At 65.4% G+C, this 12394-nt stretch carries 13 protein-coding genes; 6 read left to right on the top strand and 7 right to left on the bottom strand.

Annotated features, from left to right (window positions below):
- Window positions 1-42: 42 nt before the first annotated feature.
- The 5 genes from PO768_RS08425 to cysS all read right to left on the bottom strand — a co-directional run bounded on the left by PO768_RS08425 (window position 43) and on the right by cysS (window position 5780).
- Window positions 43-1314, bottom strand: coding sequence for an aspartate kinase (locus tag PO768_RS08425; RefSeq protein ID WP_272645700.1), 1272 nt, complete (start codon window positions 1312-1314; stop codon window positions 43-45).
- A 106-nt stretch (window positions 1315-1420) separates the two neighbouring features.
- Window positions 1421-2746, bottom strand: a complete 1326-nt coding sequence (gene tilS / locus PO768_RS08420; protein WP_272645718.1) for a tRNA lysidine(34) synthetase TilS — start codon at window positions 2744-2746, stop codon at window positions 1421-1423.
- Window positions 2715-3686: an acetyl-CoA carboxylase carboxyltransferase subunit alpha gene (locus PO768_RS08415; RefSeq protein WP_137942245.1), complete on the bottom strand. Its 972-nt coding sequence runs from the start codon at window positions 3684-3686 to the stop codon at window positions 2715-2717. The genes tilS and PO768_RS08415 overlap by 32 nt, the downstream gene beginning before the upstream one ends.
- Before the next feature lie 62 nt (window positions 3687-3748).
- Window positions 3749-4402: a DNA-3-methyladenine glycosylase family protein gene (locus tag PO768_RS08410; RefSeq protein WP_269840917.1), complete on the bottom strand. Its 654-nt coding sequence runs from the start codon at window positions 4400-4402 to the stop codon at window positions 3749-3751.
- 1 nt (window position 4403) lies between these two features.
- A complete protein-coding gene (gene cysS, locus PO768_RS08405) occupies window positions 4404-5780 on the bottom strand; it encodes a cysteine--tRNA ligase (protein ID WP_272645699.1) in 1377 nt (458 codons plus the stop codon).
- 223 nt (window positions 5781-6003) lie between these two features.
- On the opposite strand from cysS, the gene PO768_RS08400 reads away from it, so the two are divergent.
- The 5 genes from PO768_RS08400 to PO768_RS08380 are packed head-to-tail and all read left to right on the top strand — an operon-like array spanning window position 6004 to window position 9188.
- Window positions 6004-6522, top strand: coding sequence for a tetratricopeptide repeat protein (locus PO768_RS08400; protein WP_272645698.1), 519 nt, complete (start codon window positions 6004-6006; stop codon window positions 6520-6522).
- Between the two features lie 51 nt (window positions 6523-6573).
- On the top strand, window positions 6574-7143 hold the full coding sequence (locus PO768_RS08395; protein WP_442953201.1) for a peptidylprolyl isomerase: 570 nt from the start codon (window positions 6574-6576) through the stop codon (window positions 7141-7143).
- Between the two features lie 5 nt (window positions 7144-7148).
- Window positions 7149-7643, top strand: coding sequence for a peptidylprolyl isomerase (locus tag PO768_RS08390; RefSeq protein WP_137942447.1), 495 nt, complete (start codon window positions 7149-7151; stop codon window positions 7641-7643).
- Window positions 7630-8403, top strand: a complete 774-nt coding sequence (locus PO768_RS08385) for a UDP-2,3-diacylglucosamine diphosphatase (RefSeq protein WP_272645696.1) — start codon at window positions 7630-7632, stop codon at window positions 8401-8403. The genes PO768_RS08390 and PO768_RS08385 overlap by 14 nt, the downstream gene beginning before the upstream one ends.
- Window positions 8403-9188 carry a zinc-dependent peptidase gene (locus PO768_RS08380; protein ID WP_272645695.1) on the top strand — a complete coding sequence of 262 codons (786 nt, stop codon included), beginning with the start codon at window positions 8403-8405 and terminating at the stop codon, window positions 9186-9188. The genes PO768_RS08385 and PO768_RS08380 overlap by 1 nt, the downstream gene beginning before the upstream one ends.
- A gap of 27 nt (window positions 9189-9215) precedes the next feature.
- Here the strand turns inward: PO768_RS08380 and clpA are convergent, their stop codons facing one another.
- Both clpA and clpS read right to left on the bottom strand, forming a co-directional pair.
- Complete coding sequence (clpA, locus tag PO768_RS08375) at window positions 9216-11540, bottom strand: ATP-dependent Clp protease ATP-binding subunit ClpA (protein WP_137942240.1); 2325 nt, start codon at window positions 11538-11540, stop codon at window positions 9216-9218.
- Window positions 11537-11905 carry an ATP-dependent Clp protease adapter ClpS gene (gene clpS, locus PO768_RS08370; protein ID WP_137942239.1) on the bottom strand — a complete coding sequence of 123 codons (369 nt, stop codon included), beginning with the start codon at window positions 11903-11905 and terminating at the stop codon, window positions 11537-11539. Before clpS ends, clpA begins: the two co-directional genes overlap by 4 nt.
- 222 nt (window positions 11906-12127) lie before the next feature.
- On the opposite strand from clpS, the gene PO768_RS08365 reads away from it, so the two are divergent.
- Window positions 12128-12364: a cold-shock protein gene (locus tag PO768_RS08365; protein ID WP_272645694.1), complete on the top strand. Its 237-nt coding sequence runs from the start codon at window positions 12128-12130 to the stop codon at window positions 12362-12364.
- The last annotated feature ends 30 nt before the right edge of the window (window positions 12365-12394 follow it).

The raw sequence follows: 12394 nt of genomic DNA, 5'->3' as shown, positions 1-12394 counted from the left end.
AGCCTCGCATTCTATACGAAGAATTCGAGGCTTCAAGGAAAATCAGGCAGAAATTTCCTGATCCAGATCGAAGGCCTTGTGTAGCGCGCGCACCGCCAGCTCCATGTACTTCTCGTCGATCACGACCGAAGTCTTGATTTCGCTGGTGCTGATCATCTGGATATTGATGCCCTCTTCGCTCAGTGCGCGGAACATCTTGGACGCAACGCCCACATGCGAGCGCATGCCGATGCCGACGATGGAGACCTTGCAGATCTTCGGGTCGCCCAGCACCTTGGCGGCCTGGGTGGCCGGGCCGACGGTGCTCTCCAGCAGTTCCATCGTGCGCGCGTAATCGTTGCGGTGCACGGTGAAGCTGAAGTCGGTCTTGCCGTCCTGCGAGACGTTCTGGATGATGACGTCGATGTCGATATTGGCCTCGGCCACCGGGCCCAGGATCTGGAAGGCGATGCCCGGCTTGTCCGGCACGCCCAGCAGGGTCACCTTGGCTTCGTCACGGTTGAAGGCGATGCCCGACACGACGGCTTGTTCCATTTTTTCGTCCTCTTCAAAACTGATCAGGGTGCCGGACTTGGCTTCCTCGTTGATATCGATGTCCCAGGGCGTGAAGCTCGACAGCACGCGCAGCGGCACGCGGTACTTGCCGGCGAACTCGACCGAGCGGATCTGCAGGATCTTGGAGCCCAGCGAGGCCATCTCCAGCATCTCTTCGAAGCTGATGGTGTGCAGGCGGCGCGCCTCGGGCACGATGCGCGGGTCGGTGGTGTAGACGCCGTCGACATCGGTGTAGATCAGGCACTCGTCGGCCTTCATCGCAGCGGCGATCGCCACGGCCGAAGTGTCGGAGCCGCCACGACCCAGGGTCGTGATGTTCTGCTCTTCGTCCACGCCCTGGAAGCCGGCAATCACGACGACCTTGCCGGCGGCCAGATCGGCGCGCACGCGCGCGTCATCGATGCTCTCGATGCGGGCTTTGGTGTGCGAGGAGTCGGTCTGCACCGGCACCTGCCAGCCTGTGTAGCTGACGGCTTCCAGGCCTTCGGCCTGCAGCGCGATCGCCAACAGGCCGACCGAGACCTGCTCGCCGGTAGCGGCAATCATGTCCAGCTCGCGGTTCAGCTCGGGGCTCGATGAAGCCGGTGACAGCTCCTTGGCCAGGCCCAGCAGGCGGTTGGTCTCACCACTCATTGCCGAAGGCACGACCACCATCTGATGCCCGGCGCGCGCCCATTTGGCGACGCGCTTGGCCACATTGCGGATGCGCTCGGTGGACCCCATCGAGGTCCCGCCGTATTTGTGAACTATCAGTGCCATGGGGATTCTTCAACGCGGGGGTCGAGGCCCTGAATCGGGCAAGGGGTGCGCCGCGGTCGCAGCCCTCGATTCTAGCTGCCGCACCGCAACAAACGACGTCCGGGCGTTACATGCGAGGCACAGGACGCCAGTCCAGGCGCAGCTGCGGCTCGCCCGGTCGGGCCAGACAGCGCGCATCCGGGCCGAGCCCGGGCACGAACAGCAGTTGCTGGTCCGCATAGAGCAAGGGAGCATTGCGCTGCCAGGCCGGCAGGGCCGCGCTCTGGAACGCCTTCTTCAGGCTGCGCGGCGGGCCGGCCGGATGGCGCTGGAACTGCTCGCCCCCCTCGCGCGGCCGCATCACGAGCGATGCCAGGCGCGTGGCGGCCACGCCACCTTGCTCGACGGCTTCAACAATCCACTCTCCCTGCCAAGCCGGCACGGGATGGACACCGGGTCGCCCCAGATTCAGTTCGACCACAGGCGCTGCGGTCACAGCCCGGGCGGGGGCATGCAGCAATCGCCACCGATACAGCCTCAGCGCACCACCTGCGCAGGGCCAGGCCCCCTGCCCTGCGCTCGACTCGTGCAACAGCCGCTGCACCAGGCTGGCCGGCGCCGGTCGGCCGAGCCGGGTGCGCAACCAGGCCCGCAAGGCATTGCTGGCGCGTGCCGGCGACAGGGCCAGCAGACCCGCCATGTCCAGGCCCTCGGGGCCGACGAGCTCCGCCAGATCCACAGCGGCCATCTCATGCTGCAAGGCCAAGGCCTGCTGCGCCCATTCAGCCGTCTGCGCCAGGCTGGCTTCGGCAGCCGGAAAAGCCTTGCTCAGCCCCGGCCACACCTGCAGGCGCAGGCGGTTGCGCGCATAGCGAGGGTCTCCATTGCTGTCGTCATCGATATAGTCCAGGCCATGGGCGTGCAGATAGGCCTCGATGGCCTCGCGCGGTTGCGCCAGCCAGGGTCGGGCCCAGAGCAGGCCATCGCGCCATTGCTGCGCCGGCATCGCCGCCATCCCGGCCACGCCAGCGCCGCGCAGGGCCTGCAACAGCAGGGTTTCGGCCTGATCGCGGCGATGCTGGGCCAGCAGCAGCAGATCGGCGCCGGCCGCCTGGGCCATCATGCTAAGCGCCGCATAACGACCCTCGCGGGCCCAGGCCTCGACGCTTTGCGCCGCCGCTGGTGCTCCTTCCAGACGCTGCGACAGCAGGCGCAAGGGCAGCCCCGAGGCGGCCCAGCGCTCGCACTGACGCTCGCAGTGGACCAGCCAATCGTCGGCATGGGCACTGAGCCCGTGATGCACATGCAGGGCGACGACCTCCAGGCCGAGTTCGCCGGCCTGGCGGGCCGTCGCATGTAGCAAGGCGGTGGAATCACGGCCGCCGCTGTAGGCGACCGCTACACAGCGGCGCGGCTGAAGCTCAGCGGCTCTTGGTGTCGGTGAAGCGACCATAGGCTTGCAGGCGCTCATAGCGGCGCTCCAGCAATTCCTTGGGCTTCAGATCGCTGACCTGGCGCAGCGCATCGGACAGCGCACGCTTCAGATAGGAGGCCATGGCCTTGGTGTCGCGGTGGGCGCCACCGACCGGCTCGTTGACGATCTTGTCGATCAGGCCCATGGCCTTCAGACGGTGGGCGGTGATGCCCAGCGCATCGGCCGCTTCGGCCGCACGTTCGGCGCTCTTCCAGAGAATCGACGCGCAACCTTCCGGCGAAATCACCGAATAGGCGGCGAACTGCAGCATCAGCACCTGGTCGGCCACGCCGATGGCCAGCGCGCCGCCAGAGCCACCCTCGCCGATCACGGTGGCGATGATGGGCACTTCCAGCTGGGCCATCTCGAAGATATTGCGGCCGATCGCCTCCGACTGGCCACGCTCCTCGGCACCGATGCCGGGATAGGCGCCCATGGTGTCGATGAAAGTAAAGACCGGCAGACCGAATTTCTCGGCCAGCTTCAGCAGGCGCAAGGCTTTGCGATAGCCCTCGGGGCGCGGCATGCCGAAGTTGCGCTTGGTGCGCTCCTTCGAGTCGGCGCCACGCTGGTGGCCGATGACCATGCAGGCCTGGCCGTTGAAGCGGGCCAGACCTCCGACGATGGCGGCATCGTCGGCGTAATGGCGATCACCGTGCAGTTCCTGGAACTCGGTGAACACATCGGCGCAATAGTCCAACGTCTGCGGGCGCTGCGGGTGCCGGGCGATCTGGTAGACCTGCCAGGGCGCCACATTGGCGTAGATGTCCTTGGTGAGCTGCTGGCTCTTCTTGCTGAGGCGGTCGATCTCTTCGGAGATGTCGACGGCGGACTCGCTTTGCACGTAGCGCAGCTCTTCAATCTTGGTGTCGAGCTCAGCGATCGGCTGCTCGAATTCGAGGAAATGTTTCTTGCTCATCCTGCTTAGGTCTTTCAGAGATGACGGCCCGCGATCGGTAGATACGGGCCGAGATACCAGGGTCAGGGCTCCACCGGGAGCGGATCAAGGCTGCGCCAAATGTACCATGTGGCTACCGAGCGGTAAGGGGCCCAGGCCTCCCCGACCTCACGGCCCTCGGCGCGCGAGACCGGCTCGCCGCTGAAGTAGTTCTGGCTGATGCCCTTGAGCAGACCGGGATCGTCCAGCGGCATCACATTGGGCCGCATCAGGTGGAAGATCAGGAACATCTCGGCCGTCCAGCGGCTGATGCCACGGATCGCCACCAGCTCCTCAATGATGGCTTCGTCGTCCATCTGCGTCCATTGGCGCACATGCACACGGCCCGCCTCGAAGTGCTGGGCCAGATCGCTGAGGTACTCGACCTTGCGGGCCGACAGGCCGGCCGCGCGCAGATCGGCCACCGGCAGGGCCAGCACGGCGGCCGGCTGGATCACGCGGGCGGTCGGCATGCTGATCAGCGCGGCGAACTTCTCCCAGGCCGCCTGCGCGGACTTGACCGAGATCTGCTGGCCGACGATGGAGCGCGCCAGGGTCGTGAACGCATCGCCGCGCACCTGCAGCCGTGCCTCGCCGAACTGCGGGATGAGTTTCTTCATCACGCGGTCACGCTTGGCCAGATGACGACAAGCCTCGTCCCAGTAGTCCGGGGTCACCCCCGCTGCAGCGCGTCCCACCTCAGGCCTTCATCCACGTCGTGCCCTGGGGCGAGTCCTGCAAGACAATGCCGGCGGCCAGCAGTTCCTGACGGATGCGGTCGGCCTCGGCGAAGTTGCGCGCCGCCTTCGCCGCCGCCCGGGCGTCGATCTGCGCCTGGATCGCGGCCTCGTCCAGGCCGCTGCCAGCCTGCAGGTACTGGCGCGGCGGCTGCTGCAGAATCCCCAGCACCGCGCCCAGGCTCTTCAGCAGGCGCGCCTCGTCCAGCGAGCGGCTGCGGTTCAGGCTGGCGGCCCGCTCGCAGCGCTGGGCCACCGCGCCGGGCGCATGGAAGTCATCAGCCAGCGCGACCCGGAAGGCGGCCGCCTGCGGCTGTGTCCAGTCAATCTCGCCGGCCTCGACGTCGAGGCCATCCAGCGCCGTGTAGAGCCGGCGCAGTGCGCTGCGCGCATCGTCCAGATTGGCATCGCTGAAATTGAAAGGGCTGCGGTAATGGGTGCGCAGCATGAAGTAGCGCAGCGTCTCGCCGTCGTAGCGCTTGAGCACATCCTGGATCGTGAAGAAGTTGCCCAGGCTCTTGGACATCTTCTCGTTGTCGACGTTCAGGAAGCCGTTGTGCATCCAGACATTGACGAAGGGCTTGCCACCGCTGGCGCCCTCGCTCTGGGCGATCTCGTTCTCATGGTGGGGGAACTGCAGATCCTGCCCGCCGCCATGGATGTCGAAATGCTCGCCCAGCAGCGCGCAGGCCATGGCCGAGCATTCGATATGCCAGCCGGGGCGGCCGGGGCCGTAAGGGCCAGCGTACTTGGCATCTTCGGGCTCGCTGTCCTTGGCGGCCTTCCAGAGCACGAAGTCCAGTGGGTCGAGTTTGCCATCGTCAACGGCGACACGCTCGCCGGCACGCAAATCGTCCAGCGACTTGCCGGACAGCTTGCCGTAGCCAGGGAACTTGCGCACCGCGTAGTTCACATCGCCGTTGCTGGCGCGGTAGGCCAGGCCCTTGTTTTCCAAGGTACCGATCAGGTCCAGCATCTGGCCCACATAGTCGGTGGCACGCGGCTCATGCGTGGGTGTCTCGACGCCCAGCGCGCCGATATCGCGGCGCATCGCGGCAATCATCTCGTCGGTCAGCTCGCGGATGCTGATGCCCCGCTCGACCGCACGCCTGATGATCTTGTCCTCGATATCGGTGATGTTGCGCACATAGGTGACCTTGAAGCCCGAGGCTTTGAGCCAGCGCTGCACCACATCGAAAGCCATCATCATGCGGGCATGGCCGACATGACAGAGGTCGTAAATCGTCATGCCGCACACATACATGCGCACATGGCCGGGATCGATAGGGCTGAAGGGCTCGACCTTGCGGGTCAGCGAGTTGTAGATGCGCAGGGACATGGGATCTTGATTTGCCAGCGTCGGTCGTGAATCGATGGCGAGCTCAGGGTTGGGCTGCGGGTGGCTCTGTTGCGATGGGGACTTCGAAATCAGGCACTTCGAGATCGCATCAAGCGCGCAGCGGTGGGCCCCGTAGAATCGCTCAGTATAGCGGCTCGCTCTTCGGCGACGCCCAGGCCCCGGGCTCAGCGCCCAAGAACTTATGCACAGTCCTGCTGCTAGCTTGCATCTCTTTTTCCGCCCCCAGAGGCTGCGCCTTGCGGCGCTGCTGACGAGCGCGTGGCTGTGCGCGCTGCCGGCCGGCGCGCAGGATTTCGACGCGGCCCAGGCCCTGTGGCTGCAAGGTCAGAAGACCCAGGCGCTGCAGACCGTGCAGGCCGCGCTGGCCTTGAACCCCAACGATGCCAAGCTGCGCTTTGCCCAGGCCGTGATGCAGATGGAACTCGGCCAGGCCAGCCAGGCGGAAGCCGGGCTGCTGGCCCTGACCCAGGACTACCCCGACCTGGCCGACCCGTTCAACAACCTGGCCGTGCTCTATGCCGCCCGGGGCGAGCTGGACCTGGCCCATGCCGCGCTGGAACAGGCGGTGCGGCTGCAGCCCGAGCACGCCCAGGCCCAGGAGAATCTGGGCGATGTGCTGCTGCGCATGGCGGCGCGGGCCTATGGGCTGGCGCTCAAACATGGCAGCGGCGACGGCGCGGCGCTCAAGCTCAAGCTGAGCCGCTTGAGCCCGGCGCGCTGACGGCCTGGGTAACAATAGCGCTCTCGCGTTTTTCAGCCCGCAACCATGTTCATGCAAAAACACTCCTCACTCCCTGCGCTGGGCCTGCTGGCGCTGCTGGCCGCCGCACCGGCCTGGGCTCAGACGGTCAAGCTGAGCACGACCGAGGGCGATATCCGCATCGAGCTGGACGCCCAGAAGGCGCCCAAGTCGGTCGACAACTTCATCAAGTATGTGAAGGCCGGCCATTACAACGGCACGATCTTCCATCGCGTGATCGAGGGCTTCATGATCCAGGGCGGTGGCTTCACGACCAAGATGGAGCAAAAGCCGACGCGTCCGCCGATCCCGCTGGAAGCCGGCAACGGCCTGAACAATGTGCGCGGCACGCTGGCCATGGCCCGCACCGGCGACCCCAACTCCGCCACCGCGCAGTTCTTCATCAATGTCGTCGACAACCCCTTCCTGGACGCCGCCAACGCGCGCGATGGCAAGGGCTACGCGGTGTTCGGCCGTGTCGTCGAGGGCATGGACATCGTCGACAAGATTCGCATCAAACCCACGGGCAACCAAGGCATGCACCAAAACCTGCCGGTTGCGCCCGTGATCATCACCAAGGCCATTGTGGAGCCCAAGAAATGAGCAAGATCGTTGAACTGCATACCAATCACGGCCTGATCAAGGTCGAACTCGACGATGCCAAGGCACCGCTGAGCGTCGAGAACTTCCTCAGCTATGTGCGCAAGGGCCATTACGACGGCACGGTGTTCCACCGCGTCATCAAGGGCTTCATGATCCAGGGCGGCGGCATGGAACCCGGCATGAAGCAAAAGCCCACCGACGCGACGATCCAGAACGAGGCCAACAACGGCCTGACCAACGAGCATTACACGCTGGCCATGGCCCGCACCAATGCCCCGCACTCGGCCTCCAGCCAGTTCTTCATCAACACAACCAACAACGGTTTCCTGAACTTCAAGTCCGAGACCCCGTCGGGCTGGGGCTATGCGGTGTTCGGCAAGGTCATCGAAGGCAAGGAAGTCGTCGATGCGATCGAGAAGGTCAAGACCGGCCGCAGCGGTTTCCATGACGATGTGCCGCTGGAAGATGTGGTGATCGAGCGCGCGGTTGAAATCGCCTGATATCGACACCCCGACCCTGATCGCGCCTCCCGAGTGGGGCGTGATCGACTTTCTGTCGGATCTGCATCTGGCGCCCGCCACGCCGCTGACGCTGGCGGCGCTGGCGCAGCACCTGGAGCGCACGCCGGCCCAGGCAGTGTTCCTGCTTGGCGATATCTTCGAAGTCTGGATCGGCGACGATGCCCGCTTCGAAGGTTTTGAAGCCGCGTGCACGGCCCTGCTGCAACGCGCCAGCCAGAGACACCGGCTCTTCTTCATGGCCGGCAACCGCGACTTCCTGCTCGGCAAGGCGATGGCGCAGGACGCCGGTATGCAGCTCCTGCCCGACCCGGTCGCTCTCGAGGCCTTCGGCCAGCGCGTTCTGCTGAGCCATGGCGACGCGCTGTGCCTGGACGACCACGACTACCAACGCTTTCGCGCCCAGGTGCGCGGCGCGGACTGGCAGCGCGAATTCCTGGCCCAGCCGCTGGCGCAGCGACGCGCGATCGCGCGCCAGATGCGCGAGGCCAGCGAGCTGAACAAGCGTCAGCAAAGCCCGCAAGCCTGGTCCGACCTCGATGCCAACGCCTGCCGCGACTGGCTGCGGCAAACCCGATGCCAAGTCTTGCTGCATGGTCACACACACCGCCCGGCCGCCCATGATCTGGGCGACGGCCTGTGGCGCTGGGTGCTGTCAGACTGGGACCTGGAGGCCGAACTTCCGCGCGCCGATGTGCTGCGCCTGGACGCCCAGGGCTTGCGGCGCATCGCCCTGCTCTGATGCTGGGTCGCCTGTGGTCGGCCTGGCGGGCCAGGCAGGAGGCGCAAACGCTGCGCGACTACGCCATCCCCGAGCCGCTGTGGCGCTTGACCTTGCTGCGCTACCCCTTCATCGCCGTCCGTTCAAGCGAGGACCTGGCCGAGCTGCGACGCCTGTGCTCGCTGTTTCTATCCGCCAAGGAATTCCATGGCGTGGACGGTTTCGAGGTCACGGACGAGGTCGCCCTGGCCGTCGCGGCCCAGGCCTGCCTGCCGGTGCTGCGCCTGGGCCTGACGGCCTACGACGGCTTTGTCGGCATAGTGATGCATGCGGGCGAGGTGGTCGCGCAGCGCGAGTTCGTCGACGAGGACGGCGTGGTCCACCGCTACGAGGAGGTGCTGGCCGGCGAGGCGATGGAGGGCGGCCCCTTGATGCTGGCCTGGAGCGAGGTCGACAGCGGCGACCCCGCCTCGGCAGCGCCGGACAGCATCTACAACGTCGTCATCCATGAATTCGCCCATGTGCTGGACATGGGCGACGGTCTCGCCGATGGCGTGCCGCCGCTGGGCTCGGTGGCCGAGCGCGAACGCTGGCTCGATGTGATCGAGGCCGAGTGGCAATGGTTCTGCGAACAGGTCGATGCCGGCGCGACTACCCTGATCGATCCCTACGGCGCCGAGAGCCTGGAGGAGTTCTTCGCCGTCTCGGCCGAAGCCTTCTTTGTCGCCCCCACCGAGCTGAAGTGGGAGCAGCCGGCGCTGTATGAGCTACTGGCCGGCTACTTCAGGCAAGACCCGGCACCATGAAAAAAGGCCCCGAGGGGCCTTTTCTGATCAGCTCGCCGTCGCCGGCTCGGCCTTGGGCTTGTTGTCGCTGGCACGCTTGAGCGGCTGGATATCCAGCTGCACCGCGCCCGCCTCATCCACATCAACGCCCAGACGCCCACCGTCGACCAGGCGGCCGAACAGAAGCTCGTCGGCCAGGGCACGGCGAATCGTGTCCTGGATCAGGCGCTGCATCGGCCGCGCGCCCATCAGCGGATCGAAGCCCTTCTTGCCCAGATGCTTGCGCAGCGCATCGCTGAAGGTGACCTCGACCTTCTTCTCCTGCAACTGGCTTTCCAGCTGCAGCAGGAACTTGTCGACCACGCGCAGGATGATCTCCTCGTCCAGCGCCCGGAAGGACACGATGGCGTCCAGCCGGTTGCGGAACTCGGGCGTGAACAGGCGCTTGATGTCGGCCATCTCGTCGCCCTGCTCGCGCGAGTTGGTGAAGCCGATGCTCGCTTTGTTCATCGTCTCGGCGCCCGCATTGGTCGTCATGATGATGATGATGTTGCGGAAGTCGGCCTTGCGTCCGTTGTTGTCGGTCAGCGAGCCATGGTCCATCACCTGCAGCAGCACGTTGAAGACATCCGGATGCGCTTTCTCGATCTCGTCGAGCAGGAGCACCGCATGCGGCTTCTTCGTGATCGCCTCGGTCAGCAGACCGCCCTGGTCGAAACCGACATAGCCCGGAGGCGCGCCGATCAGGCGGCTGACCGCATGGCGCTCCATGTATTCGGACATATCGAAGCGGATCAGCTCGATGCCCAGGATATAGGCGAGCTGCTTGGCCACCTCGGTCTTGCCGACGCCGGTCGGGCCGCTGAACAGGAAGCTGCCGATCGGCTTGTCAGGCTTGCCCAGGCCCGAACGCGCCATCTTGATCGCGGCCGCCAGCGCATCGATGGCCGGCTCCTGGCCGAACACCACGCTGTTGAGGTCGCGGTCCAGGCTCTTGAGCTTGCCGCGGTCATCGCTGGACACCGAAGCGGGCGGGATGCGCGCGATCTTGGCGACGATGTCCTCGACCTCGTTGCGGGTGATGGTCTTCTTCTGCTTGCTCTTGGGCAGGATGCGCTGGGCGGCGCCGGCCTCGTCGATCACATCGATGGCCTTGTCCGGCAGATGGCGGTCGTTGATGTACTTGGCCGACAGCTCGGCCGCCGCCTGCAGCGCACCCAGCGCGTACTTGACGCTGTGGTGCTCCTCGAAACGCGACTTCAGGCCCTTCAGGATCTCGACAGTCTGCTCGACCGAGGGCTCGACGACGTCGACCTTCTGGAAGCGCCTTGAGAGCGCCGCGTCCTTCTCGAAGATGCCGCGGTACTCGCTGAAGGTGGTCGCGCCTATGCACTTCATCGCGCCGGAGGACAAGGCGGGCTTGAGCAGATTGCTGGCGTCCAGCGTGCCGCCCGAGGCCGCACCGGCACCGATCAGGGTATGGATCTCGTCGATAAAGAGCACCGCATTGGGCTGGTCCTTCAGCTGCTTGAGCACCGCCTTCAGGCGCTGCTCGAAGTCGCCGCGGTACTTGGTGCCCGCCAGCAGCGCGCCCATGTCCAGCGAATAGACCACGCTGTCGGACAGCACCTCGGGCACATCGCCCTCGGTGATGCGCCAGGCCAGGCCCTCGGCAATGGCGGTCTTGCCGACACCGGCCTCACCGACCAGCAGCGGATTGTTCTTGCGCCGGCGGCACAGGATCTGCACGACGCGCTCGACCTCGTGCTCGCGGCCGATCAGCGGATCGATCTTGCCGTCCTTGGCCAGCTGGTTGAGGTTTTGCGTGAACTGCTCCAGGGGCGAGCCCTTGCCGCCGCCCTGCGCATCGGCCTCTTCGCGCTCGCTCTCGCCACCGCCGCTGCCCTCCTGGCCCTTCGGAGGCTCGGGCGGCTCGCTCTTCTTGATGCCGTGGGCGATGTAGTTGACGACGTCCAGCCGGGTCACGCCCTGCTGGTGCAGGTAGTAGACCGCGTGCGAGTCCTTCTCGCCGAAGATCGCGACCAGCACATTCGCGCCGGTCACTTCCTTCTTGCCGCTGCCGGTGGACTGCACATGCATGATGGCGCGCTGGATCACGCGCTGGAAGCCCAGCGTCGGCTGGGTGTCCACTTCCTCGCTGCCGCCCACCGTGGGGGTGTTTTCCTTGATGAACTGCGCCAGGCTCTTGCGCAAATCATCGATATTGGCCGAACAGGCCCGCAGCACCTCGGCCGCAGACGGGTTGTCCAGCAAGGCCATCAGCAGGTGTTCGACGGTGATGAATTCGTGACGCTGCTGACGCGCTTCGACAAACGCCATGTGCAGGCTGACTTCAAGCTCTTGCGCAATCATGCGGCCTCCATAATGCACTGCAGGGGATGGCCGGCTCGCCTTGCGGCGGCCAGCACCAACTCAACCTTGGTGGCCGCCACGTCCTTGGTGAACACACCGCAAACGCCCCGGCCCTCATGGTGGATTTTCAGCATGATTTGGGTTGCAGTATCCAAGTCATGGCGAAAAAACTCTTGTAGCACCATGACGACAAACTCCATGGGCGTGAAATCATCATTGAGCAGCAGCACCTGGTACAGGCGCGGCGGCTCGGTTTTCTGCGCCACCCGCTCCAGCGTGGTGGTGCCGTCCGCATCGTCGCGGCCGGGCCCGACGCCCGGGGTTTTCACCGGCGGTTCGGGGGGCTTATTGGGTAGATCGGGCATGGGCTGATTCTATAGAGTGGGGCCGGAGCGCGCCGCTGCAAGGGGATCTTCCGTCAAGCATTCCACAAGCAGCACGGAATATGGGGGCGAGCTGCGCGCCTTTTCAACGCGCCACCCCACCCTCTCCGTACAACTACCCCCCGGGCAGGCCCTGAATTGACAGCCGGTGGACCGCGCTTTGAGAATCCCGCCGGTACAAAAACCAGTGGGGTGGAGACGGTTATGGCAGTAGGAACGGTGAAATGGTTCAACGACGCCAAGGGCTTCGGCTTTCTTGAACCGGAGGCGGGCGGAGAGGATGTATTCGCCCATTTTTCGGCCATCCAGATGGAAGGCTTTCGTACGCTGCGCCAGGGTGGCCGGGTCAGCTTTGATCTGGTGCAGGGCCCCAAGGGCCAGTTGGCGCAGAACATCACGCCGATCGACGAGCCGGCTCAGATGGAGCGCGACGCCGCCTGATGAACACCGCAGACGGCGCGCGCAGCAGTC

Origin of the sequence: Paucibacter sp. XJ19-41 (genome assembly GCF_028462495.1) — a bacterium.
Classification (GTDB): domain Bacteria; phylum Pseudomonadota; class Gammaproteobacteria; order Burkholderiales; family Burkholderiaceae_C; genus Roseateles_E.
This window is presented reverse-complemented; position numbering and strand designations above follow the sequence as displayed.